The following is a 22,907-nucleotide window of genomic DNA, read 5'->3' as shown; positions in this document are numbered from 1 at the left end:
GCGGCTCAGGAGTCGGACTCGTCTCTCCGACGGCGGGTGCGGCGGTCGAGCGCGGCCTGCGCCGTCTCGGCGGCCGAGTCCGGGGAGCCGACCGGCCCGGTGGGTCCGGCGAGGGTGCTCGAGAGCGACGACAGCCAGCCGGAGTCGTCGCGGCCGGCGTTCAGCGCATCCGAGAAGAGGGGGAGGTCGCTGCGGGCGGCGTGGATCGCGTAGGACTCGCGGGAGAACCCGTTGTCGGGTACGACGGGCGTCCTGCGGGACGCGCGCGTGGCGTCCGGGGCCTGCTCCTGTCGCGAGGCGTCCGACGCCTGCTCCTGGGGGGCCTGCTCCTGGGCGGCCTGCTCCCGGCGGGCGTCGCGCTCGTCGCGCGGGGTACTGCTGTCGTGGTCCACGGCGGTCCTCCTGCTCTCCGCCCCGAGCGGAGGGACGGGCGCCGCGATGACGGGGCGGCGCCCGGTCAGGCTACCCCTCGTTCAGGGCGTGGCGTCGTCGTCGGCCTCTGATCGTGGCGCGGGGCGCCAGACGACCAGCTCGGTCCGGCGCTGCGCGCGCGTGCCGTGGCGCAGAGTGACCACGTCCCCCTCGAGTCCGGCGGCGAACACGCGGCGGCCCGGCCGGTTCAGGAGCTCGTCGGCGAGGGCCGACTCCAGCTCGCGCACCCGCTGCGAGAGCGACTGCACCTGGTTCTCGAGCTGCAGGATGCGCGCGATGCCCTCGAGCGAGACGCCCTCGGAGGAGAGCCGGGCGACCTCGCGCAGCTGCACCACGTCGCGCATCGAGTAGCGGCGCGACTTGCCCGCGGTGCGGGTCGGGCTCACGAGCCCGAGCCGGTCGTACTGCCGGAGCGTCTGCGGGTGCATCCCCGCCAGCTCGGCGGCGACGGCGATCGCGAAGACGGGCGTGTTCTCGTCCATGTCTCCTCCTCCGACCGGTCGCGCCGATCCGGTGCTAGTAGCGGGCCTTCTCCAGGATGTCCTCGCGCGGGTCCTCGTCCGGCTCGGCGGCGGCGTAGGCCTCGAGGGCCTCACGGGCGGCGGCGGACAGGTGGCTCGGGACGGCGACCTGCAGGACGGCGAGCAGGTCGCCCGTGCCCTTGGGGGTCGTGACGCCGCGGCCCTTGACGCGCAGGACGCGGCCGCTCGGGGTGCCTGCGGCGACCCGGAGCTTGACGGGCTCGCCGCCGAGGGTCGGCACCTCGATCGTCGCGCCGAAGACGGCCTCGACGAAGGTCACGGGGACCGTCACGCGCAGGTTCAGCCCGTCGCGCTCGAACACCGGATGCTTGCGGACCGAGACGGTGAGCACCAGGTCGCCGGGATCGCCGCCGTCCGGGCTGGGGCGGCCCTTGCCGCGGACGCGGATCTTCTGGTCGTCGGCCACGCCGGCCGGGATGCGCACCGAGAGGGTGCGCCCGTCGCCGGTCTGCAGCTGGACGGTGTCGCCCCGGGTCGCGGTGCGGAAGTCGATGGTGGTGCTGGCGGTGACGTCGGCGCCCTTCTGCGGGCCGCCGAAGCCGCGGTAGCCGCCACTGGGCTGGCCGAAGCGGCTGCCTCCGCCGCCGAACATGCCGCCGAGGATGTCCTCGAAGCCGGGCGGCGGGCCCTGCTGGGTGCTGTAGGAGGTGCGCCCGCCCTGGCCGAACATGCCGCCGAAGACGTCGTCGAACCCTCCGGGCTGGCCTCCCGCGGTGAAGCGCGCTCCGCCGCCCATGGCGCGGATCTGGTCGTACTCCTTGCGCTGCTCGGCGTCCGAGAGCACGGTGTACGCCTCGCTGATCTCCTTGAAGCGCGCCTCGGCCTTCGCGTCCCCCGGGTTGGAGTCGGGGTGGAACTGGCGGGCGAGCTTGCGGTAGGTCTTCTTCAGGTCCGCGGCGGAGACGTCCTTGGACACGCCGAGGACCTTGTAGAAGTCCTTGTCGAACCAATCCTGGCTGGCCATGTGCCTCTTCCTGTGTCGAATGCGGCGAGGGACCCCGCCCCGGTCCGGCAGCGTGCTGCCGAGCGGGGCGGGGTCCTCCGCGGTGGTGGTGCCGGTGGCGGGGTCAGTCGGCGGGGACTGCCACGACCACCTTGGCGGCCCGCAACAGCGAGCCTCCGAGGTAGTAGCCCGCCTCGACGACGTCCGCGACCGTGGAGGTCTCGGCGCCGGGGGTGGGCTGCTGGAAGATCGCCTCGTGGATGTTCGGGTCGAACAGGTCGCCCACGGCGCCGGTCTTCACCAGGCCGAGCTTCTCCACTCCGCCGCGCAGCTTCTGCGCGATGGCCGTGAAGGGCCCGCCCTCGGCGAGGTCGCCGTGCTTCTCGGCGCGGTCGAGGTCGTCGAGCACGGGGAGGATGACCTTCACCGCGTCGCCGATCGCCCGCTCCTTGTCGACCTGGCGGTTCGCCTCGGTGCGCTTGCGGTAGTTCGCGTACTCCGCGGTCACCCGCTGGAGGTCGGCGAGGTGCTCGGCTGCGAGCGTCTCGGCGCTGGACTGTCCCGAGAGGAACGAGAGGTCGGCGTCCGAGAGGCTGGTCTCGACGTCGGGCCCCTCGGCCTCGATGAGGCCCTCCTGGTCCTGGGCGTCCTGCGCCGCCTCGGCTCCCGCCTCGCCGCCGGTGGCCGGCTGCTCCTCGGGGAGGTCCTGGGGCTCGTTCTCGGCTGCCATGGCTACTTCGTGTCCTTCGGCTCGTCCTCGTCGATGACCTCGGCGTCGACGATGTCCTCGTCGTCCTTCTTGTCACCGTCGGCCGGAGCGTCCGCGGGGGCGCTCTGCGCGGCCTGGTCCTGGGAGTAGATCGCCTGGCCGATCTTGGTCTGCGAGGCGTTGAGGGCGTCGAACGCGGTCTTGACGGCCGCGTCGTCGTCGCCGGCGAGCGCGGTCTTCAGCGCGTCGACGTCTCCCTGCACCTCGGACTTGACGTCCTCGGGCAGCTTGTCCTCGTTGTCCTTGATCAGCTTGTCGATCGAGTACGCCAGGGTCTCGGCGTTGTTGCGGATCTCGGCGGCCTCGCGGCGGGCCTTGTCCTCGGCGGCGTGCTCCTCGGCCTCGCGGACCATGCGGTCGATGTCGTCCTTGGGCAGCGACGAGCCGCCCGTGATCGTCATCGACTGCTCCTTGCCGGTGCCCTTGTCCTTCGCGGACACGTGGACGATGCCGTTGGCGTCGATGTCGAAGGTGACCTCGACCTGCGGGATGCCGCGCGGGGCCGGCGCGATGCCGGTCAGCTCGAACGTGCCCAGGTTCTTGTTGTCGCGGGTGAACTCGCGCTCGCCCTGGAAGACCTGGATCGCAACGGACGGCTGGTTGTCGTCGGCCGTGGTGAAGGTCTCGGACCTCTTGGTCGGGATCGCGGTGTTGCGCTCGATGAGCTTCGTCATGATCCCGCCCTTGGTCTCGATGCCCAGCGAGAGCGGGGTCACGTCGATCAGGAGGACGTCCTTGCGCTCGCCCTTGAGGACGCCGGCCTGCAGCGCGGCGCCGACGGCGACGACCTCGTCCGGGTTGACGCCCTTGTTGGGCTCCTTGCCCCCGGTGAGCTTCTTGACGAGCTCGGCGACGGCCGGCATGCGGGTCGAGCCGCCGACGAGGACCACGTGAGCGATGTCCTCGACCTTGACGCCCGCCTCGGCGATGACGTCGGTGAAGGGCTTGCGGGTGCGCTCGATCAGGTCGCTGGTGAGCTCCTCGAACTTGGCGCGGGTGAGCGTCTCGTCGAGGTTCGCCGGACCGTTCTCGGTGAGCGAGAGGTAGGGCAGCTGGATGCTGGTCGAGGTGCTCGAGGAGAGCTCCTTCTTCGCCTGCTCCGCGGCCTCCTTGAGGCGCTGGCGAGCGATCTTGTCCTTCGAGACGTCGACGCCGGTCGAGTCCTTGAAGCGCTTGACCAGGTGGTCGACGACGCGCTGGTCCCAGTCGTCGCCGCCGAGGCGGTTGTCGCCCGAGGTCGCACGGACCTGGATGGTCGAGAAGTCGTCGTCCTTGCCCACCTCGAGGAGGGAGACGTCGAACGTTCCGCCGCCGAGGTCGAAGACGAGGATGAGCTCGTCCTCCTTGCCCTTGTCGAGGCCGTAGGCCAGCGCGGCCGCGGTGGGCTCGTTGATGATGCGCAGGACGTTGAGTCCGGCGATCTCGCCGGCGTCCTTGGTCGCCTGGCGCTCGGCGTCGTTGAAGTAGGCCGGGACGGTGATGACCGCGTCGGTCACCTTGTCGCCCAGGTACTGCTCCGCGTCGCGCTTGAGCTTGCCCAGGATGCGGGCCGAGATCTCCTGCGGGGTGTACTTCTTGTCCTCCACGCCGAAGGTCCAGTCGGTGCCCATGTGGCGCTTGACCGACGCGATGGTGCGGTCGACGTTGGTGACGGCCTGGCGCTTCGCGGTCTCGCCGACGAGCACCTCCCCGTCTTTGGTGAACGCCACGACGGACGGCGTGGTGCGGAAGCCCTCGGCGTTGGCGATGACGGTGGGCTCGCCTCCCTCGAGGACGGCCACGACAGAGTTGGTGGTTCCCAGGTCGATGCCTACGGCACGGGACATATGCGTTGTTCTCCTTCGCGATCGGCGTCGCGCGGGCGGCTGCCGGTCAGTTGACGGGTGGTGCGGAATCCTCTGCGGGAGTTGAGCCCCGCACGCTCAAGTTTACGCATCCGTCGTCTCGCGTCAAGTCCGGAGGCGAGAAGTTGAGTCGCATCGGCTCAACTCTCAGACTCACGGGTCCCGCCGCTTCCGGCCGTTCACCTCCTCCCCCTACGGTGGGCCCATGACGACGCGCACCGGCCGCTGGCCCGTCCTCGCCTGGGGCCTGTGGGACTGGGGCGGATCGGCCTTCAACGCGGTGGTGACCACCTTCGTCTTCACCGTCTACCTGACGACCGACGGGCTCTTCGGCACCTCGAGCGGAGTCTCGGCCGCGCTCGGCTGGTCCCTCGCCGCCGCCGGCGTGGTCGTCGCCGTCATCGCGCCGATCACCGGCCGCCGGGCCGACCTCGGCGGGCACCGCCGGCTCTGGCTCGGGATCCACTCCGCCGTCGTCGTCCTCTGCATCCTGCTGATGTTCCTCGTGCGCCCCGACCCGGCCCTCCTCTGGCTGGGACTCGGACTGCTCGCGGTCGGCACGGTCTTCTTCGAGTTCGCGAGCGTCAACTACAACGCGATGCTCCTCCAGGTCTCGACCCGGGCGACCATCGGCCGCGTCTCCGGCTTCGGGTGGGGCATGGGCTACGTCGGCGGGATCGTCCTGCTGCTGATCGTGTACTTCGGCTTCATCTCGCCCGAGGTCGGGCTCTTCGGAGTGACGGGGGACGACGGCCTCGACGTGCGCGTCTCGATCCTGGTCGCCGGCGTGTGGTTCGCCGTCTTCGCCCTCCCTGTGCTGGTCGCGGTGCCGGAGACGCCGGCGCGCGCGAGCCGGGCGGAGCGCGTCGGCGTGATCGCCTCCTACCGCGCGCTCTTCGCGCAGGTCGCCGGCCTCTGGCGCGAGAGCCGCAGCACCGTGGCCTTCCTCATCGCCAGCGCGGTGTTCCGCGACGGGCTCACCGGGGTCTTCACCTTCGGCGGCGTGCTGGCGCAGGGCACCTTCGGCTTCGACGCCGGCGAGGTGATCCTCTTCGCCATCGCCGCGAACGTCGTGGCCGGAGTGGCGACCATCTCGGTCGGCGCGCTCGACGACCGCATCGGCCCCAAGGCCGTGATCGTCGCCTCGCTCATCGGCCTGGTCGTCTGCGGCACCGCCGTCTTCGTCCTGCACGACGGGGGGAGCACGGTGTTCTGGATTTTCGGCCTGCTGCTGTGCCTGTTCGTCGGCCCGGCGCAGTCGGCGAGCCGCAGCTACCTCGCCCGCCTCATCCCGGAGGGACGCGAGGGCGAGATCTTCGGCCTCTACGCGACCACCGGGCGGGCGGCCTCGTTCCTCGCGCCCGCCGCCTTCGCAGCCGCCGTCTCGATCGCCGCGGCCGTCTCGGGCAGCGGCGAGGCGAACGTGCAGTACTGGGGCATCCTCGGGCTCGTCCTCGTCCTCGCCGTCGGGCTGGTGCTGCTCCTGCCGGTGCGCCGCCCGCCGGCCACCGCCCCCGTCGTGCCGGAGCCGCGGCTCGCTCCGCCCGCCCGCCGGGACTGACGGGGCCCGGACCGCGGAGTCGCTGGCGACGCCCCTCCCCGCGCGCCGCCGGCCGCGGATCAGACCGTGGCGATCCAGAACACGATCAGCAGGAGCGTGACGAGGAAGCCGGTCAGGAAGTTCAGCGCGAGGAAGCGCTTCCAGCCCGCGTTCGCCCGCTCCGCCTCGGCGTCCTCGAGCGATCGGTACGGCCAGATGCTCACCGCGTACGGCACCGCGAGGATCGCCGCGAGAGTCCCCGGCCAGGGCAGCAGGAGCAGGAGCAGGCCGCTCGCGACGTAGGCGGCGATGGCGAAGCGCGTGGTCGCCTTCGCTCCGATCACGGTCGCGATCGAGCCGATGCCGCCCGCCCGGTCGGCCAGGATGTCCTGCACCGCGCCGAAGGCGTGGCTCGCGATCCCCCAGAGGAAGAACGCCACGAGCAGCGCCACGAGAGGTCCGGTGACCACGGTGCCCGCGAGGGCGATCCCGTAGACGGCCGGGCTGACGAAGTGGGTCGCCGAGGTCAGCGAGTCGACGAACGGACGCTCCTTGAAGCGGAGCCCCGGCGCACTATAGGCGATCACCGCGAAGACGCTGATCGCGAGGACCAGCCACGAGACCGGGGATCCGAGCAGCACGAGCGCCACCAGGAACGGCACGTTCGTGGCCACCGCCGCGATCAGCGTCGCGCGGTGCTCGCTCCGGTCGAGCACGGCGCCCTCGACGCCGCCCTTGCGGGGGTTCCGCAGGTCGGACTCGTAGTCGAAGACGTCGTTGATCCCGTACATCGCGAGGTTGTAGGGGATGAGGAAGTAGATCGTGCCGAGCACGAAGGCGAGGTCGATCTCGCGGGTGGTCAGCAGGTACGCCGCCGCGAACGGGTAGGCGGTGTTGACCCAGCTCAGCGGGCGGCTCGAGACGAACAGCGCGCGCAGCCGGTTCACGGCTCGCTCCGACGACGCGAGGGCAGGAGCACCCAGAGCGCCGGGAGGGCGAGGGCCGCGGCGATCGCGTAGGCGAAGTCCTCGATTGGAGCGACGCCGATCCGGATGCCCGAGATCAGGTCGTCGTCGTAGGCGACCAGCAGGCCCACTCCGATCATGATGTTGTCGAACACGGCGGTCATCACCAGCAGCACGGCGAGGGTGCCGAGGACGGCGGGCAGGCGCAGGACGCGTCGGCGCAGCGCGAGCAGCAGCAGCACCAGCACCACCGCGAGGAACACGGCGTTGAGGAGGAGGTAGGTCACGCGCGCGCCTCCGCCCGCCGGGCGACCCGCTGCGAGAGGAAGCCGTGCACGTCCATCGTCAGGTAGCAGAGCAGGGTGAGGAAGAGGACCTCCTCGACCGGGAGCTCCGGCGCGATCTGCAGGCCGGTCATGTAGGAGGTCTCTCCGCGGAAGAAGACGCCCAGGCCGATCCCCACGAGGTCCCAGACCAGGAAGAACGCGACTCCCACGGGCAGCACGATCGCCGCGCGTCGCGCGTCCGCCCAGAAGAACAGCCGGAAGCGGCGGTCGAGCACGATCATCCCGGTGATCGAGACGAGGAGCGCGAGCAGGTAGAGGATCCCCACGCCTACTCCCCCACGGCGACGGGCGCGACCGGAGCGGACGGCGCCTCCCGCACGGGCAGCGGCTCGGTCGACACGTCGCCGCGCACGCGCTTGAGCATGACCTCGGCGCTGATGATGCACATCGGCAGGCCGATGCCGGGGATCGTGGAGCTGCCGGCGAAGAGCAGTCCGTCGACGTGCCTGCTGACGTTCCCGGCGCGGAAGAAGGCGCTCTGCGAGAGGACGTGGGCCGGTCCGAGCATCGAGCCGCGCCAGGCGCCGAGGTCGCTCTCGAAGTCGGCCGGGCCGATGGTGCGGCGGACGACGATCCGCTCGGCCAGGTCGGTCGCGCCGGTCCAGGACGCGATCTGCGCGATGGCCTGGTCGGCGATGGCCTCGACGCGCGCGTCGCCCGCGCCGTCGACTCCGCCGTGGCCGATCGAGGTGTCGGCCGGGATCGGCACGAGCACGAACAGGTTCTCGTGCCCCTCCGGAGCCGTGCTCGCGTCGGTCGCGCTCGGGCGGCAGACGTAGATCGACGCGGGATCGGGGACGGTCGGGTGCTCGCCGAAGATCTTGTCGAAGTTGTCGCGCCAGTCCTTCGTGAAGAGCAGGGTGTGGTGCTCGAGCTCGGGCAGCTCCCCGCGCACGCCCAGGAGGACGAGGACGGCGCTCGGGCCGGGCTCGCGCTTCTCCCAGTAGGCGGGCGGGTAGGTCCGCAGCTCCTCGGGGAGGAGCGACTGCTCGGTGGTGAAGAGGTCGGAGGCGTTGACGACCAGGTCGGCGGGGATCCGCTCCGTGCCGTCGGGGCCCGTGAACTCGACTCCGACGACCTCGGCGCCGCGGCGTCGGCCGCGGGGCGAGCGGGCGGTGAGGATCCGCGTCGCGGGCGAGGACGTGCGGACGGTGACGCCGGCCTCCTCGGCGACGTCGGCGACGGCCTCGATCAGCTTCGTGAATCCGCCCATCGGGTAGAGCACGCCGTCGGCGAGGTCGAGGTGGCTCATCAGGTGGTACATGCTCGGCGCGGCGAACGGCGAGGAGCCGAGGAAGACGGCCGGGTAGCCGAGGATCTGGCGCAGCCGGTTGTCGGTGACCGCCGTCGCCGCGAACGTGTCGAGCGGCGTGAGCAGCAGGCGGCCGAGCCTCCCGGTCCGGCTGAGCACGTCGCGGCGCAGCAGCGGGAGGAAGGAGGAGAAGCTCGTGTAGAGGAAGCGGCGCTTGGCCATCTCGTAGGTGTCGCGCGCGGAGTCGAGGTACGCGCGCATCCGCTCGCCCGCTCCGGGCTCGATGCTCTCGAAGAGCGCGAGGTTCGACTCGAGGTCGGCGAGCACGTCGATCGGCTCGTCGACGCCCTCGCTGTAGACCCGGTAGCCGGGGTCGAGCGTGACGAGGTCGAGGCGCTCCTCGGCGCTGGTGCCCATGAGGCGGAAGAAGTGGTCGAACACCTCGGGCATCAGGTACCAGGAGGGACCGGTGTCGAAGCGGAAGCCCTCGTGCTCCCACGAGCCGGCGCGGCCGCCGACGGCCTCGCGCGCCTCCAGGAGGGTCACGTCGTAGCCGTCGCGCGCGAGCAGCGCGGCGGAGGCGAGTCCGCCGATCCCCCCGCCGATGACGACGGCGCGGTGCGGGCCGGTCCTCGAGCGGGTCGCGCGGACGGGGCCGGGGCCCAGGCGCGGGCCGAGCGTCGACACGGCCGCCTTCGCCGCGAGCGCCGCCTTGGCGGCCGTGGGCACGCTGACGCGGGCGCGGAGGAGCTCCTCGGCGGGCGTCGCGCGGATCCGGTCGGCCAGGGCGGCGAAGAGGGAGTGGGCCAGCAGGACCGCGCGCCGGCTCGAGCGCGGGAGCTCGGGCACGATGGCGGCGGCCTCGGCGAGGTCGTCGTCGAGGTCGGCGAGCAGCGAGGCCTTGTCGCGCTCGGAGAACGCCCGCGGGTCGACTCCGGGGAAGTAGCTGCGGCCGAGGCCGTCGACGTCGGCGGCGAGATCGCGGAGGAAGTTGACCTTCTGGAACGCGGCCCCCAGGCGGCGCGCTCCGGCCACGAGCCGCGCGCGGGCGGCCTCGGAGACGAGCCCCGCGTCCGGCGCCGCGAGGAACACGTGCAGGCACATCAGCCCGACGACCTCGGCGGAGCCGTAGACGTAGGCCTCGAAGGACTCGGGGGTGTGCTCGGTCTCGCGGAGGTCGGCGCGCATCGACGCGAAGAACGGCCGGGTGAGCTCGGTGCCGAATCCGGTCGCCCGCGCGGTCCGAGCGAAGGCGTGGATCACGAGGTTGGAGCTGTAGCCGGAGGCGAGCGCGCGCTCGGTCTCGGCCTCGAAGGCGTCGAGGGACTCCTCCACCGCGGCCCGGTCGAGACGGGCCTCCTCGGCGACGCCGTCGACGATCTCGTCGGCGACGCGCACGAGGGCGTAGACGTCCTCCACCCGCTCGCGGACGCCCGGAGCGAGCAGGCGCGTGGCCAGCCCGAAGGAGGTGGAGTAGCGGCGGATCACCTGCGCGGACGACTCGTGCGCGACGCGGTCGTACAGTTCGCTCTGGCGGCTCATCGTGCCACCGTACGGGGGCTCGGCCGGGCGGAGCGCATCGTCGCGCGCATCCGCGCGTGGCGGACAGCGCTCATCGGGTGCGCCCGACCACGCTGGCCACGAGCGGGCGGACCTCGTTGCGGAACGCCTCCGACACCGCGGGCGTCTCCAGAGCCGCCCAGGCGCGGTCGGCGAACTGGTTCGCGAGCCCCTCGGCGTAGCTGCGGGCGCCGCACTCCTCGAGGATGCCGCGCACCTTCTCCGCGGTCTCGGGCGCGAGGTGCTCGTCGCCGATCAGCGCCTCGATGTCGGGCCAGCAGTCCGTGCCGGCCGCGTGGGCGATGAGGACGGTGCGCTTGCCCTCGCGGAGGTCGCCCAGCGTGGTCTTGCCGGTCTGGCCCTCCGAGCCGAAGACGCCGAGCAGGTCGTCGACGATCTGGTAGGCGATGCCGATCCAGCGGCCGAACTCGCCGAGCGCGTCCACCGCGGCGTCCGAGGCCCCGGCGAGGATCGCTCCGGCCTGCAGCGGCGCCTCGAACGAGTAGACGGCCGTCTTGAGGCGCTCCATCTCGAGCACCTCCTCGACCGAGGGCATGCCCGGCATGAGGGAGAAGTCCACATCGGCCAGCTCGCCCGCGGCGGAGGCGAAGACGGCCTCGTCGAGCAGGGTGAGCAGGCGGGCCCGCACGCCGTCGGAGGCGCCGACGCCCTCGACGAGGCGGTGGGCGCCGGTGAGGGCGAGGTCCCCGGCGATCACGGCCACCGAGGTGCCGCGGTGCTCGGCGATCGGGATGGAGAGGCCCGCGGTCGTCGCCTCGTCGCGGTAGCTGCCCGAGACGTTCGGGCCGCCGCGGCGCACGAAGTCGCGGTCGATCACGTCGTCGTGCACGATCAGCGCGGTGTGCAGGAGCTCGAACGCCGCGCCGAGGTGGGCGGCGGCCTCCGGATCCTGGCCGCCGTGGGCCTCGTACGCCGAGATCACCATCAGCGGGCGGAAGCGCTTGCCGCCGCGGGTGTTGGCCTCCAGCGTCTGCCAGAGGGTCAGGTAGCGGGGTCCGAGACGCACCGCCCGGGACCTCGCCAACGAGAAGAACCTGTCCAGGACGGCATCGACGTGCTCCTGCCTCAACCGGGACAGAACCACGGGGTCGCGCGTATCCACGTGGGAAGGCTAACAAAGGGGAGAACCAGGACGATAAGCCGGCTGATGTGTTGCGGCGTGCTTGACTTGCGGGTATGACTTCGCCAGCCGCCACTGTGCAGACGGACCGGATCGAGCAGGTGGTCCTCCTCGACGAGGCCGGGAACGCCGTGGGGGTCGCCGACAAGGCGACCGTGCACGACACGGCCACCCCCCTGCACCTCGCGTTCTCCTGCCACGTCTTCTCCCCGGACGGCGCACTTCTGGTGACCCGTCGCGCGCTCGAGAAGCGCACTTGGCCGGGCGTCTGGACCAACTCCTTCTGCGGGCACCCCGCACCGGGCGAGCGGATCGAGGACGCCGTCGTCCGCCGGGCCGAGCGCGAGCTCGGCGCCCGGCTGGCCACGCTGGAGGTCGCCCTGCCGGACTTCCGCTACCGCGCGGTCGACGCGTCCGGCGTCGTCGAGAACGAGATCTGCCCCGTCTACACGGCGACGCTGTCGAGCCGCGACGCCCTCGATCCGCGCCTCGACGAGGTCATGGACTACGAGTGGGTCGACGCCGAGGCGACGCTCGCCGCCGTCCGCTCGACCCCCTGGGCGTTCTCCCCCTGGCTCGTGCTGCAGCTCCCCCGCCTGCTGGGCTGACCCCCGCGCCCTGATCCCTGCGCCGGAGTCAGTCGGTGTAGACGTCCGTGCGGTGGAAGTTGAGCGCCGACCGCGACGCGGTCGGACCGCGCTGGCCCTGGTACCGCGAGCTGTACTCCGCCGAGCCGTAGGGCTTCTCGGCGGGCGAGCTGAGGCGGAAGAAGCACATCTGGCCGATCTTCATCCCCGGCCAGAGCGTGATGGGGAGCGTCGCGACGTTGCTGAGCTCGAGGGTGACGTGGCCGGTGAAGCCCGGATCGATGAACCCGGCGGTCGAGTGGGTCAGCAGCCCGAGCCGTCCGAGCGAGCTCTTGCCCTCGAGGCGCGCCGCGATGTCGTCCGGCAGCGACACCTCCTCGTAGGTCGAGCCGAGCACGAACTCTCCCGGGTGGAGGATGAACGGCTCGCCCTGCGGCGTCTCGACCAGGCGGGTCAGCTCGGGCTGGTCCTCGGCCGGATCGATGTACGGGTAGCGGTGGTTGTCGAACAGCCGGAAGAAGCGGTCGAGGCGCACATCGACGGACGACGGCTGCAGCATCGACGGATCGTGCGGGGCGAGCCCCACGCGGCCGGAGGCGAGTTCGAGCGAGATGTCGCGGTCGGAGAGGAGCACGCTGCGATCCTAGGGCGTGGCGCGACCCCGGGGCGTGGGCCGGCTCCGGGCCTTGCTACGATGTCCTGGTGCGCCCGAGCGGCGCCGCGCGAGTGTAGTTCAATGGTAGAACTTCTGCTTCCCAAGCAGATGGCGCGGGTTCGATTCCCGTCACTCGCTCTCCTCTCCCCTCGTCTGCGGCCGGTCCTCCGGCCCGATGTGAGCGGCTCCTCCTCCGGCGCTGCAGCGGCGTCCGGCAGCGCAGCGGCGTCCGTCAGCCCAGCAGCGGCAGCCGCCCGACGATCCTGTCGATCCGGTTCCTCGGCCCCACCAGGCTGACCGCGAGGTACTGCAGCTCGTCGGAGCCGCTCGCCGCCACCGCCTCCCGGTACTCGTCGTACACCCGGGTGGCCTGCGCCGACGCGGGCATGTCGGCGACGAACGTCCCGTCGTGCGCCTCGGCCTTCGCGCGGATCGCGAGCAGGGTCGCCGCGTCGGCGGCGAGGACCGTGCAGCCGGCCCACGGCAGACCGGGATGCAGCGATCCGGACGCGTCGGCGGGGCTCGGTCCGAGCAGCCCCGCGACGTGCGCGGCCGTCGCGGCGCCCACGCAGATCGCGGCGTTCACGGCGCGGCCGGCGGGGAGGGACTCGTCGACGACGACCACCCACTTGAGGCGGGCCGAGCGGGTGGGCGCGGCGGTGTCGATCTCGTCGGGGTGGAAGCCGACGGCGTCGGGGGCGGGGATGGTCATGATGCTCCTCGGTTCGTGCGCAGTGACGTCACGAACAGTAGGCAGGAGGGCTCCCCTTCGGCAGGATCTCCGTATGAACGACCAGCAGAACGGCCCAGGAGCGGCACTCGACGAACTCGACGTCCGGATCCTGCAGGTCCTGCAGTCGGATGCACGGATCACGAACCGTGACCTCGCAGCCGCCGTGCACGTCTCGCCGACCACCGCACGAGGAGCCTCCGGCGCCGCGGCGTGATCACCGGCGCGACGCTCACTCTCGACTTCGCGGCCCTCGGGCGCGGCGTGCAGGCGCTGGTCGCGGTCCGCATCCGTCCGCCGTCGCGCGAGATCATCGAGGCCTTCCGCGACTGGGTCGCCGGCCTCGACGAGACGGTCGGCGTGTTCGTCACCTCCGGCTCGGAGGACTTCATCATCCACGTCGCCGTCCGCGACAACCAGGACCTCTACGCCTTCGTCATCGACGAGCTGACGCAGCGCCGCGAGGTCGCCGATGTGCGCACCTCGGTCGTCTACGAGCACTTGCGCGAGCAGGTCGTCCTGCCGCTGAAGCCGCACGGCCGCGCGGAGCGGTGAGGCGCCCGCGCGGCGTTTCGACGCGACACGCCGGGCGGATCCGCGGCAGCGCGCGGGATCGCGGGACGCAGAGGGCAGGGTGGAGGGGTGACAGAGCTCGTCCAGATCCCGTCGCCGGGCGTCGCCCTCGAGTACGGGCACCCCGGCCGGCCCGTGGTGGTCGTGCTGCACGACGTGTTCGGGCGCCTGCCGTGGCTGGACCCGTTCGCCGAGGCCGTGGCGAAGCACGGCTACCACGTGCTCGTGCCCGACCTCTACGACGGCTGGGCCACGCTCGCCCCGGAGGACGCGCGCGACCTCGCCGCGATGGCCGCGCAGGACCGCACCCTCGCCGCCGTCGCCGAGGCGGTCGGCACCGGAGTCGCGGCCGGGGCGCCGCGCAGCGCCGTCATCGGCTTCGGCTTCGGCGGCCGCCTCGGGCTGCTCGCCGCGGGCACCGGGCTCGTGGACGCGGTGGTCGCGTACTACGCCACCCTCGATGCGGAGGAGCACGTGCTGGTCCCGTGCCCCACCCTCCTGCACTACGCGCAGAGCGACGAGTGGCCCGCGGGCGACGACCCGGAGTCGTTCGTCGGACGGCTGAAGGAGTCGGGGACGCCGGTCACGGCGCACACCTACCCGGACACGCAGCGGCACTTCGCGAACGGCAACCTGCGCGACGCGGTCAGCCCCGCCTCTGCGGCGCTCGCCTACGCGAGGACGCTCTCGTTCCTCAATCCGCAGCTCATCGACACCTGAGCTCAGCCCTGCACGTCGTGCAGGTGGTGCTGGACGTCGTGCAGGTAGTAGCGGGCGATCGTGTCGACCGTGAACGCCGCGCCGTCGCTGCGGCGGCCTCGGCGCTGCCACTGGGCACCGGCGACGGAGTCGAACACCTCGGCGATGCGCTCGGCCGCCTCGACCAGCTCGCGGCCGACCGTCGCGGGGTCCTGCTGGTCGTAGCGCTCCTCCACGGCGGTGACGTCCTGGTCCCAGTTGGGGTAGAGCGGGTCGTCGCCGGCGAGCATCAGCTGCACGCGGGTGCGGTAGATGCGGTGCACGTCGCGCACGTGCGCGGCGTACTCGAGCGGCGACCAGGTCTCGTCGTCGGGTCGGCCCGCCGCGTCGTCGCGGTCGAGCACGTAGGGCCAGGCGGCGGCGTTCTCGCGGATGAGCTCGGCGACCTCGTCGGCGTCGACGAGCGAGGCGTCGAAACCGCACTCGAGGCAGGGGCGCTCGAGGACCCAGGTCCAGTCCTTGGTGTCGGGAGTGATCGGCATGGCACCAGAGTAGGGCGCCGCCGGATCAGCAGCGCGTCGGGGTCCCCTGCACGGCGCCGCGCTCGCCGTCGGCCGTCCACGGGAGCCGGGGCAGGCCCTCGGCTCCCGCCGCGGCTCCCTGCTCGACCGCGATGGCGGCCAGGGTGCGGGCGACCGTTGCGGCGAAGTCGCCGCCGGGCGTCGAGCTGTTGATCGAGACGGCCACGGTCAGGCCCGAGACCGGGTCGGAGTAGGCCGCGGTGACGAAGCCGGGCGCGAGACCCGAGAAGCCGCGGAGGGGTCCCGCCTCGTGCCCGCCGAGCCCGGCGCGGAGGTAGTCGGCGCGGCCCTGGCCCTGGACGACCGGGTCCTGCCACATGGCGTCGCCCGCGGGATCGGCCGCGAGACCCGTCGCCAGCCGCCGGAGGTCCTCCAGATCGGTCAGCGCTCCGCCCGCGGCGCCGAGCGCGGACGGGGACGCGGCGGTGACGTCGAGGCGCACGTCGCAGCGCTTCTCCCCGGTCGCCGGGTCCAGCGCGACCGCGTAGCCGCGGGGGGACGGAGCGGGCAGGTCGACCTCGGAGGCGTCTGGCAGCTCCGTGCTGCGCAGCCCGTACCGCGGCACCACGTACTGGTCGTAGAGCTCCCCGATGCTCCGACCGGTCACCTGCGCGGCGACGATGCCGGCGAGCAGCGGACCGGTGGCGGAGTCGGACCACGCCGCTCCGGGCTCGGCCGAGGCGCCGCGCACCTGGGCCGCGGCGAGCAGCTCGAGCGTCGGCCACTGCCGCGGGGGGTTCTGGAGCACGGTCGGCCAGAGCGCCGAGCGGAAGTCGGCCAGGCCGGAGGTGTGCGCGCAGAGCTCGCGCAGGGTGAGCCCGTCGATGCCGGGCAGGGAGCGCAGCGTCTCGCCGACGTCGGCGTCGAGGTCGACCCGGCCGGAGTCGGCGAGGGCGAGGACCACGTCGCAGGTCATCGCCTCGGTGCCGCCGGTGCCGAGCCGCAGGTGCGCGTCGGTGGTGAGGGCGGTGGTGCGCTCGTCCGACTCCCAGCCGACCGCGCCCTCCCAGCTGCCACCCCACGGCGACCAGACGCCGGCGACCGCTCCGGTCGCGCCGGCGACGCCGACCGTCTCGTCGAGGAACCCCGACAGGGCGGAGGCGAGCTCCTCCGACGCCGCCTGCGCGGGCGCCTCCGCCACGCGCGAGGCGGCGGCGGGCGTGCAGCCGGCCAGTGCGAGCACGAGGACCGGGACGACGAGCAGCCCCGTCCGCGTCCGTCTGCGAGATCCCATGCCGTGCGACTCCCCCGTCGTCTGCGAACGGCACCACTGTACGGGGGCTCCGGCGGGCCGGAGAGGGCCGCTGAGCGCCCGATCGCGATTCGTGTCCTGACCGTGACCGGCGGAGTCCACCCCGTTCCCAAACCGGCAGGCGCCCGGTTACGAAGAGAGGGAGTACAGCGCAGAGGCGCTGCTCGAAGGAGGTAAGAGACCATGCGCAGATCCCCCAATCGACTGCTGGCGACTCTCTTCGGAGCCGTCTACGTCGTCGTCGGGCTGCTCGGCTTCGTCGTGACCGGAGGCGTGCAGTTCCTCTCGACCGAAGGCGGGCTCCTGCTCGGCGTCTTCGAGGTGAACCCGCTGCACAACATCGCCCACCTGCTCATCGGAGGCGCGCTGCTGATCGCGGGCCTGTCGACCGTCGCCGCGGCGAAGACGGTCAACGTGACCGTCGGAGCGGTGTACCTGCTGCTCGGCATCGTCGGCTTCTTCCTGGTCGACACCGCTCTGAACGTGCTGGCGCTGAACACCGCCGACCACTTCCTGCACCTGGCCAGCGCGCTGGTGCTCCTGGGAGTCGGACTCGGCACCGAGAAGACGGCGAGGACGCGCACCGCCGCGACCGCCTGACCCGGGCGGCACCCGCCGCCCCCCTCTACTCCGTCCGCCGTGGGCCCGCCGTTTTCCGCGGCGGACGGACTGAACGGCCCCGGACGACACGATGCGGTGTGTCGATCCGGGGCCTCCTCTTCTTCCCCGATCCAGCGAAGGAGCCGCCATGACCACCGTGGCCCGCTGCAACGCCGCTTTCGCCGGACTCGGCGCCGGGCTCGTCCACCTCTCGCTCGCCGCCGGCGGCGAGGGCGTGCAGGCTCCGGTGATCGGAGCGGTCGGTGCTGTCGAGATCCTCTGGGCGGTCCTCGTCCTGGCACGCGGCCGGATCGTCGTGCCGCGCTCCGCGCTGGTCGTCGCGGTCGCCTCCCTGGCGGCGTTCGCCCTCGCTCTGGCCCTCGGCGCGCTCGCCGAGCCCCTCCCCGCGCTGGCCGCCGCGGTCCTCCAGCTGATCGCGGTCGCCGTGGTGGCCGTCTCGCTCCGCTCTCCGCGCGTCGAGGAGAAGGCCGTCTCGCCGTCGCGAGCTCTCGTCGGACTCCTGGCCGGCGCGCTCACCGTCTCCGCCCTCGCCACCCCCGCCATGGCCGCATCCTCGGGCGGCTCGGGCGACATGGGCGGGATGATGCACTCCGTCGTCGACGGCGGACACGGGCACTGACGCCCTCTGGTCCCGGCGGCCCCGCTCGGCTAAGGTAAGGCAGACCTCAGTCGCCGAGGGAGGCCACCGTGTCGAACGTCATCCCGTTCTCCGAGGCCCTGCGCCTGCGCATCGGGCAGTCCGGCGCGGACGACGAGGGCGCCGCCTTCATGACCTCGCTGATGACCGGCTCCGGCAGCCGCGACGACTACATCGCGCTCATCTCGCAGCACTACTTCGTCTACGAGGCCCTCGAGGCCGTGGCGGAGGACATGGCCGGCGATCCGGTCGCGGAGCCCTTCCTCTCGGCCAAGCTCACCCGGCTCCCCGCGATCGCGGAGGACCTGCGCTTCCTCGTCGGCGAGGACTGGCGGGAGCGCATCCGCCCGCTGCCCTCGACCGGCGCCTACGTCGACCGGATCCGCACCGTGGCCGCGGGCTGGAGCGGCGGCTTCGTCGCCCACCACTACACGCGCTACCTCGGCGACCTCTCCGGCTGCGCGATCGTCCGCGGGCTGCTGCAGCGGCGGTTCGGCTTCGAGACCAACGGCGTCGGCTTCTTCCTCTTCGGCGAGATCGCCGCACCGTCGGCCTTCCGCGCCACCTACCGCGAGCAGCTCGACGCCGCGGGCTGGGACGAGGAGGAGCGCGAGCGGGTCATCGCGGAGGTCGCGGAGGCGTACCGGCTGACGACGGAGCTGTTCCGCGATCTCGCCCGGACCTGCGCGGCGGCCTGAGGGCCTGCTCCGACCTCCTCCGCGGGGCGTCAATCCGCGGACGCCTCCGCGACGGCGGCCGGCTCGGCTCGCCGTTCGGACATGAAGCGCAGCACGTCCTTGTCGACGATGATGTCGCTCGGCCGGAGCGGCCGCGTCAGGTAGAGCCCCTCGAGGCTCGTGATGCGGCTGAGCGCCACGTAGGTCTGCCCGGGCGCGAAGGCGCGCTGCCCGAGGTCGACCACGGCGGAGTCGTAGGTCTTGCCCTGCGACTTGTGGATCGTGACCGCCCACGCCAGGCGGAGCGGGAACTGCGCGAACTCGGCGACGATCTCGCGGGTGAGCTTCTTCGTCGCGGCGGAGTAGGAGTAGCGGTAACGCTCCCAGGTCGCGGGCTCGACCTCGTGGACCTCGCCGTCCACCTCGACCCACACCGTCCCCGCGACCTTCGTCACCCGGCCGATCGTGCCGTTCACCCAGCGCTGCTCGGAGTCGTTGCGCAGGAACATCACGTGCGCGCCGATCTTGAGCTCGAGGTTCTGGTCCGCTGGATAGGCGCGCCCGCCGAAGTCGCCGCTGATCTCGGCCGACGCGGTCTTCAGCGGGCCCTTCAGCCGCGCGAGCGCCGCCTGGTTGATGCGGTTGACCGTGTCATTGCGGGTCGCGAGCGTGATCGCGTCGTCGGCCGGAGGCGTCCGCGCGCCCGCCGCGTTCAGAACGTCGGCGATCTCCTTCGTCACCATGCCGAAGCGGACCGCGTTGAGCATCCACTTGAAGCGCTCATCGCTCTGCCGGTGGATCCGGCCGAGCTCGACGATCCGCAGCGGCGCCTCCTGCCAGACGAGGGCGTCGAAGAACCACAGCGAGCGGTAGCGGTCGGCGAAGTAGGCGCGCTCCTCCGGATCGCCGGGCACGGGTGCGAGCTGGAACGGGTCGCCGAAGAGGACGACCTGCACGCCCCCGAACGGCTCGGAGCGCCGCTGCCGCGCCTGCCGGAGGCTGCGGTCGATCCCGTCGAGCAGGTCGGCGTTGACCATGGAGATCTCGTCGATGACGAGCGTGTCGATGGTGTTGAGGAGCTTGCGCAGCTCGGGCGGCTGGTCGAGGTCGGAGTCGGCGATGACGCCGATCGGCAGTCGGAAGAGCGAGTGGATGGTCTGGCCGCCGACGTTCAGCGCCGCGACGCCGGTGGGGGCGCAGATGACGATCTGCTTGTCGGTGTTCCAGCTCAGGTGGTTGAGCAGGGTGGACTTGCCCGTGCCCGCGCGACCCGTGACGAACAGGTGCTCGCGCGTGTTCTCGATGAGGTCGAAGACCCGCTGCTGCTCGTCGGAGAGGGTCGGCTGAGTCACCGCTCCACTGTACCCGCGGGCCGCCGGGACCCCGGGGCCCGGGCGCGGATCAGCCGCGCTTCTGGAGGGCGGCCAGGCGGTCGTTGTAGGCCGTGAGCTCGGCCTCTCCGGTGCGGTCGGCCTGGCGGTCGCGGCGCTTGGTCTCGCGGGCGTCGGAGCGGCTCCACATCATCGCGACGACGATCGCGAGCGCGAGGGTGGGGATCTCGCCGATGCTCCACGCGATGCCGCCGGCCGCCTGCTGATCGGCGAGCGCGGACGTGCCCCAGCCCATCGCTCCGTACCAGTCGGCGAGGAGCAGCCCCTCCCCCGTCATCAGTGCGAGGCCGAAGAAGGCGTGGAACGCCATGGTGCCCAGCAGCAGCAGCAGGCGCATCGCGAAGGGCACGCGGTGCACGCTCGGGTCCACTCCGATCAGGACGCTGACGAAGAGGTACCCGGTGATCAGGAAGTGGACGATCATCCACTCGTGGCCGATGTGGTCCGTGGTGGCCCAGCGGAACAGCGGGGAGTAGTAGAAGCCCCAGAGCGACCCGACGAACAGCAGCGCGGCGACGATCGGGTGCGAGATCGCGGTGGCGAAGCGCGAGTGCACGGCGAGCAGCACCCACTCGCGGGCGCCGCGGGAGCCGTCGGTGCGGCGGGCGGCGGCGCGGGCGATGAGCGTGACCGGTGCCGCCGGGACGAGCAGCAGCGGCACCGCCATGGTGAGGACCATGTGCGAGAGCATGTGGGCGCTGAACAGGTACTTCTCGTACGCGTTCACCCCGCCGTTCGTGATGTAGGCCAGGAGGAGCATGCCCGCGATCCAGAGGATCGTGCGGTGCAGGGGCCAGCGGTCGCCGCGGCGGTGCAGGCGCACCACTCCGGCGACGTAGAACGCGATGGCGAAGGAGCAGACCAGGAGCCAGACCAGGTCGATGTTCCAGAGCGTGAGGAAGTTCATCGCGCTCGCGGGCGGCGGCAGGGGCTCGCCCGTCAGCAGCTGGGCCGGGGTCGGATCCGTGAGCTGGCTGGCGGCGATCTGGTCGACCGGGGTCGCGGTGCGCGCGAGCGCCGCAGCGACTCCGGAGGCGATCCCCATGAAGGCGATCTCGGCGCCGACGAGCCACCAGAAGCTGCGGCCGCCGACACCGCCGGCCTTCCGCATCCGCTCGATGAGGTAGCGGCGCTGCAGAACGCCGAACAGGCCCAGCGCGACCAGCGCCGCGACCTTGACCAGCACGAGGATCCCGTAGCCGGTCAGCAGGTTGTCGAGAGTGGCGAGCCGGAGCTCGGCGCTGACGTACCCGGACGCCGCGACCACGACGAAGCTCACGAGCGCGAGGCTGGAGTAGCGCTCGATCACGGGCAGCAGGCGGGAGCCGCCGAGCAGGGGCCGCAGGGCGATGACGGTGATGAGGCCGCCCAGCCAGATCGCCGCGAAGACGAGGTGCAGGCCCAGCGCCGTGACGGCGGCGTCGTGCCCGCTCGCTCCCGCCGCGTGCCCCTGCTGCGCCATCGGCAGCAGCGTGAGCAGGGCCAGGCCCGTGACGAAGACGAGCGCGGTCTGGTTGCGGACGGCGAAGCAGAGGACGGTGACGACGGCCGCGAGCAGCGTCGTGATGAGCCAGGCCTGGCCGACCTCGATGCTGCCGATGAAGTAGCTGAGCTTGGTGCCGAAGTCGCGGTCGAGGCTCAGGGGCGTCTGCGTGACGTTGAGGAAGGTGAGGAACCCGGTCACCGCGCTGGCCGCCGCGAAGAAGGCGGCGCTGGCGGCGGCGACGTCGAGGGCGATCGAGAACTCGGTGCGCGGCTCGGGCGCGGCCTCGCCGGGCGCGGGGCGCGCGGGGGCGACCGCGGTGCGCGTCGATCCGGCGCGGGAGGAGGACTGGCCGCCGCGCGAGGACTGGCCGCCGCGCGAGGAGGCGTGAGCGGTCGAGGCGCGGGACGAGGATCGGGCGTCGCGGGCAGCGGCGGCGCGGGGGCTCAGCGCGAACAGCGTCAGCACGAGCGAGCCGATCATGCCCGCGGCGCCGAGATTGACGGCCAGCTTGGCGATCGGGAGGCCGTAGCGGACCACGGGGCCGGGATCGTTCAGCAGCGGAGCCGCGGCTCCCCCGCCGAAGGCCAGGGCCGCGAGAAGGGCGACGAGCGCTGCGGCGACGAGCACGAGCGCAGGGCCGACGATCCGGACGGTTCGATTCACCGGTCCAGCCTACGTTCCGCGGCTGATCGGCAGCCGCGTCCGCGGACGACGACGGCCCCGGCGCAGTGCCGGGGCCGTGTCGGAGGGCGCGACTACTTCGCGGCGGCCTTGAGCTTGGTGCCCGCGGAGACCTTGACCGAGTGGCCGGCGGCGATCTGGATGGTCTCGCCGGTCTGCGGGTTGCGGCCGGTGCGTGCGGCGCGGGAGGTGCGCTCGACGGCGATCCAGCCGGGGATGGTGACCTTCACGTCGTTCGACACGGAGTCGGCGAGGGTGGTGAAGAGCGAGTCGAGGACGCCGTTGACGGCGGCCTGGCTCTGGCCGGAGTCGGCGGCGATCTTCGCGACGAGCTCGGTGCGGTTGAGCGACTTGTCAGCCATGGAGTGTCCTCCCAGGACGTTCTCGCTGTCGGAACAGCTGGTTTCGATGGATCGTCCTCGGCCGGGGACGGACGTCCTCAACCGGTCGGACCGTCGGTAACCTACCAGCCCCGCCCCGGATCTCCGGCGATTCCGGCCTCGAGACGCCCGGAACGACGCCGATCGCGCCGGTCGGTCCCTCCACAGGAGGCGCTCGGCGCCTCTCGTCCACCGATCCGCCGATCGCCACTCCGCAGAGTCCGCCGCCTGACGAGGATCGGCTCATGACGACGACGGCACTCCTCCCTCCATCCGCTCCGGCCGACGCGGCCCTCCCCCGGCCGCCCCGGCGGCACCCTCCCGCTCGCCGGCCGTACGAGCCCGGCCTCGCCGCGCTCGCGCTGGGCCTGCTCGCGCTCGCGTCCTCCGTGCATCCGCTCTGGGCCCTCCCCGCCGTCGCCGTGGCGGTCGCCGCGGTGATCGCGTCCGTGCGGGCGCTGCGGTGGGCGGGCGAGCGGAGGAGCGCGGTGGCCGGGCTCGCCTGCGCGGCTCTCGCGCTGCTCGTCTGCACCGTCACGGCACCCGCCTCCGTGCGGGCGGGCCTCGCCGTGCTGGCCTGGATCGCCGCCCTGCGGCCCGGCTCGTGAGCGGGCGCGGCTCC

26 protein-coding genes and 1 tRNA gene are annotated in these 22,907 nt (G+C 72.4%); 10 read left to right on the top strand and 17 right to left on the bottom strand.

What is annotated here, in order from left to right; all coding sequences use genetic code 11:
* Positions 1–5: 5 nt before the first annotated feature.
* The 5 genes from C5C29_RS09730 to dnaK all read right to left on the bottom strand — a co-directional run bounded on the left by C5C29_RS09730 (position 6) and on the right by dnaK (position 4,512).
* The gene (locus tag C5C29_RS09730; protein WP_104222886.1) at positions 6–392 is read right to left on the bottom strand and encodes a hypothetical protein; all 387 of its coding nucleotides are present in this window, start codon (positions 390–392) and stop codon (positions 6–8) included.
* Positions 393–473: 81 nt separating this feature from the next.
* On the bottom strand, positions 474–914 hold the full coding sequence (locus C5C29_RS09725) for a heat shock protein transcriptional repressor HspR (protein WP_104222887.1): 441 nt from the start codon (positions 912–914) through the stop codon (positions 474–476).
* A gap of 34 nt (positions 915–948) precedes the next feature.
* Complete coding sequence (locus C5C29_RS09720; protein WP_104222888.1) at positions 949–1,938, bottom strand: DnaJ C-terminal domain-containing protein; 990 nt, start codon at positions 1,936–1,938, stop codon at positions 949–951.
* A gap of 103 nt (positions 1,939–2,041) precedes the next feature.
* Positions 2,042–2,647, bottom strand: a complete 606-nt coding sequence (locus C5C29_RS09715; RefSeq protein ID WP_104222889.1) for a nucleotide exchange factor GrpE — start codon at positions 2,645–2,647, stop codon at positions 2,042–2,044.
* Between the two features lie 2 nt (positions 2,648–2,649).
* Positions 2,650–4,512: a molecular chaperone DnaK gene (dnaK, locus tag C5C29_RS09710; RefSeq protein ID WP_104222890.1), complete on the bottom strand. Its 1,863-nt coding sequence runs from the start codon at positions 4,510–4,512 to the stop codon at positions 2,650–2,652.
* A 223-nt stretch (positions 4,513–4,735) separates the two neighbouring features.
* On the opposite strand from dnaK, the gene C5C29_RS09705 reads away from it, so the two are divergent.
* Positions 4,736–6,091, top strand: a complete 1,356-nt coding sequence (locus C5C29_RS09705; RefSeq protein ID WP_104222891.1) for an MFS transporter — start codon at positions 4,736–4,738, stop codon at positions 6,089–6,091.
* A gap of 59 nt (positions 6,092–6,150) precedes the next feature.
* Here the strand turns inward: C5C29_RS09705 and C5C29_RS09700 are convergent, their stop codons facing one another.
* The 5 genes from C5C29_RS09700 to C5C29_RS09680 all read right to left on the bottom strand — a co-directional run bounded on the left by C5C29_RS09700 (position 6,151) and on the right by C5C29_RS09680 (position 11,221).
* A complete protein-coding gene (locus C5C29_RS09700) occupies positions 6,151–7,017 on the bottom strand; it encodes a prenyltransferase (RefSeq protein WP_104222892.1) in 867 nt (288 codons plus the stop codon).
* Positions 7,014–7,322 carry a lycopene cyclase domain-containing protein gene (locus C5C29_RS09695; RefSeq protein WP_104222893.1) on the bottom strand — a complete coding sequence of 103 codons (309 nt, stop codon included), beginning with the start codon at positions 7,320–7,322 and terminating at the stop codon, positions 7,014–7,016. The genes C5C29_RS09700 and C5C29_RS09695 overlap by 4 nt, the downstream gene beginning before the upstream one ends.
* Positions 7,319–7,648, bottom strand: coding sequence for a lycopene cyclase domain-containing protein (locus C5C29_RS09690; protein WP_104222894.1), 330 nt, complete (start codon positions 7,646–7,648; stop codon positions 7,319–7,321). The genes C5C29_RS09695 and C5C29_RS09690 overlap by 4 nt, the downstream gene beginning before the upstream one ends.
* A 2-nt stretch (positions 7,649–7,650) precedes the next feature.
* The gene (gene crtI / locus C5C29_RS09685; protein WP_104222895.1) at positions 7,651–10,176 is read right to left on the bottom strand and encodes a phytoene desaturase family protein; all 2,526 of its coding nucleotides are present in this window, start codon (positions 10,174–10,176) and stop codon (positions 7,651–7,653) included.
* 70 nt (positions 10,177–10,246) lie between these two features.
* Positions 10,247–11,221, bottom strand: a complete 975-nt coding sequence (locus C5C29_RS09680) for a polyprenyl synthetase family protein (protein ID WP_258062206.1) — start codon at positions 11,219–11,221, stop codon at positions 10,247–10,249.
* Positions 11,222–11,391: 170 nt separating this feature from the next.
* Between C5C29_RS09680 and idi the strand changes: the two genes are divergently transcribed.
* The gene (idi, locus tag C5C29_RS09675; RefSeq protein WP_104222897.1) at positions 11,392–11,943 is read left to right on the top strand and encodes an isopentenyl-diphosphate Delta-isomerase; all 552 of its coding nucleotides are present in this window, start codon (positions 11,392–11,394) and stop codon (positions 11,941–11,943) included.
* A 28-nt stretch (positions 11,944–11,971) separates the two neighbouring features.
* Here the strand turns inward: idi and dcd are convergent, their stop codons facing one another.
* Positions 11,972–12,556 carry a dCTP deaminase gene (gene dcd, locus C5C29_RS09670; protein ID WP_104222898.1) on the bottom strand — a complete coding sequence of 195 codons (585 nt, stop codon included), beginning with the start codon at positions 12,554–12,556 and terminating at the stop codon, positions 11,972–11,974.
* Positions 12,557–12,644: 88 nt separating this feature from the next.
* Here dcd and C5C29_RS09665 point away from each other — a divergent pair.
* Positions 12,645–12,715: transfer RNA gene (locus tag C5C29_RS09665), tRNA-Gly, on the top strand.
* Positions 12,716–12,809: 94 nt separating this feature from the next.
* Here C5C29_RS09665 and C5C29_RS09660 read toward each other — a convergent pair.
* Positions 12,810–13,289, bottom strand: a complete 480-nt coding sequence (locus C5C29_RS09660) for a DUF2000 domain-containing protein (RefSeq protein ID WP_104222899.1) — start codon at positions 13,287–13,289, stop codon at positions 12,810–12,812.
* 73 nt (positions 13,290–13,362) lie between these two features.
* Between C5C29_RS09660 and C5C29_RS17475 the strand changes: the two genes are divergently transcribed.
* The 3 genes from C5C29_RS17475 to C5C29_RS09645 all read left to right on the top strand — a co-directional run bounded on the left by C5C29_RS17475 (position 13,363) and on the right by C5C29_RS09645 (position 14,600).
* The gene (locus tag C5C29_RS17475; RefSeq protein ID WP_104222900.1) at positions 13,363–13,524 is read left to right on the top strand and encodes an Lrp/AsnC family transcriptional regulator; all 162 of its coding nucleotides are present in this window, start codon (positions 13,363–13,365) and stop codon (positions 13,522–13,524) included.
* Positions 13,521–13,862 (top strand): Lrp/AsnC family transcriptional regulator, encoded by a 342-nt coding sequence (locus tag C5C29_RS09650; RefSeq protein ID WP_104222901.1) that lies wholly within the window; start codon positions 13,521–13,523, stop codon positions 13,860–13,862. Before C5C29_RS17475 ends, C5C29_RS09650 begins: the two co-directional genes overlap by 4 nt.
* Positions 13,863–13,949: 87 nt before the next feature.
* The gene (locus C5C29_RS09645) at positions 13,950–14,600 is read left to right on the top strand and encodes a dienelactone hydrolase family protein (protein ID WP_104308333.1); all 651 of its coding nucleotides are present in this window, start codon (positions 13,950–13,952) and stop codon (positions 14,598–14,600) included.
* A gap of 2 nt (positions 14,601–14,602) precedes the next feature.
* Here C5C29_RS09645 and C5C29_RS09640 read toward each other — a convergent pair whose 3' ends face one another.
* Both C5C29_RS09640 and C5C29_RS09635 read right to left on the bottom strand, forming a co-directional pair.
* Positions 14,603–15,121, bottom strand: coding sequence for a DinB family protein (locus tag C5C29_RS09640; protein WP_104222903.1), 519 nt, complete (start codon positions 15,119–15,121; stop codon positions 14,603–14,605).
* 25 nt (positions 15,122–15,146) lie between these two features.
* Positions 15,147–16,394, bottom strand: coding sequence for a serine hydrolase (locus tag C5C29_RS09635; RefSeq protein ID WP_104222904.1), 1,248 nt, complete (start codon positions 16,392–16,394; stop codon positions 15,147–15,149).
* A 201-nt stretch (positions 16,395–16,595) separates the two neighbouring features.
* Between C5C29_RS09635 and C5C29_RS09630 the strand changes: the two genes are divergently transcribed.
* The 3 genes from C5C29_RS09630 (at position 16,596) to C5C29_RS09620 (ending at position 18,368) form a co-directional block, all read left to right on the top strand.
* Complete coding sequence (locus tag C5C29_RS09630) at positions 16,596–17,012, top strand: DUF4383 domain-containing protein (protein ID WP_104222905.1); 417 nt, start codon at positions 16,596–16,598, stop codon at positions 17,010–17,012.
* 148 nt (positions 17,013–17,160) lie between these two features.
* On the top strand, positions 17,161–17,652 hold the full coding sequence (locus tag C5C29_RS09625) for a hypothetical protein (protein WP_104222906.1): 492 nt from the start codon (positions 17,161–17,163) through the stop codon (positions 17,650–17,652).
* Positions 17,653–17,720: 68 nt separating this feature from the next.
* Positions 17,721–18,368 carry a heme oxygenase (biliverdin-producing) gene (locus C5C29_RS09620; protein WP_104222907.1) on the top strand — a complete coding sequence of 216 codons (648 nt, stop codon included), beginning with the start codon at positions 17,721–17,723 and terminating at the stop codon, positions 18,366–18,368.
* A gap of 29 nt (positions 18,369–18,397) precedes the next feature.
* Here C5C29_RS09620 and C5C29_RS09615 read toward each other — a convergent pair whose 3' ends face one another.
* The 3 genes from C5C29_RS09615 to C5C29_RS09605 all read right to left on the bottom strand — a co-directional run bounded on the left by C5C29_RS09615 (position 18,398) and on the right by C5C29_RS09605 (position 22,267).
* The gene (locus tag C5C29_RS09615) at positions 18,398–19,699 is read right to left on the bottom strand and encodes an ATP-dependent RecD-like DNA helicase (RefSeq protein WP_104222908.1); all 1,302 of its coding nucleotides are present in this window, start codon (positions 19,697–19,699) and stop codon (positions 18,398–18,400) included.
* Positions 19,700–19,748: 49 nt separating this feature from the next.
* Positions 19,749–21,887, bottom strand: coding sequence for a bifunctional copper resistance protein CopD/cytochrome c oxidase assembly protein (locus tag C5C29_RS09610; RefSeq protein ID WP_258062207.1), 2,139 nt, complete (start codon positions 21,885–21,887; stop codon positions 19,749–19,751).
* Between the two features lie 92 nt (positions 21,888–21,979).
* On the bottom strand, positions 21,980–22,267 hold the full coding sequence (locus tag C5C29_RS09605; RefSeq protein WP_056037903.1) for an HU family DNA-binding protein: 288 nt from the start codon (positions 22,265–22,267) through the stop codon (positions 21,980–21,982).
* A 263-nt stretch (positions 22,268–22,530) separates the two neighbouring features.
* Here C5C29_RS09605 and C5C29_RS09600 point away from each other — a divergent pair, with 263 nt between their 5' ends.
* The gene (locus C5C29_RS09600) at positions 22,531–22,893 is read left to right on the top strand and encodes a hypothetical protein (protein WP_104222909.1); all 363 of its coding nucleotides are present in this window, start codon (positions 22,531–22,533) and stop codon (positions 22,891–22,893) included.
* Positions 22,894–22,907 lie beyond the last annotated feature (14 nt).

Origin of the sequence: Rathayibacter sp. AY1H2 (genome assembly GCF_002931985.1) — a bacterium.
Lineage (GTDB): Bacteria > Actinomycetota > Actinomycetes > Actinomycetales > Microbacteriaceae > Rathayibacter.
The sequence above is the reverse complement of the archived record's forward strand: the minus strand, read 5'-3'. Positions and strand labels throughout refer to the sequence as shown.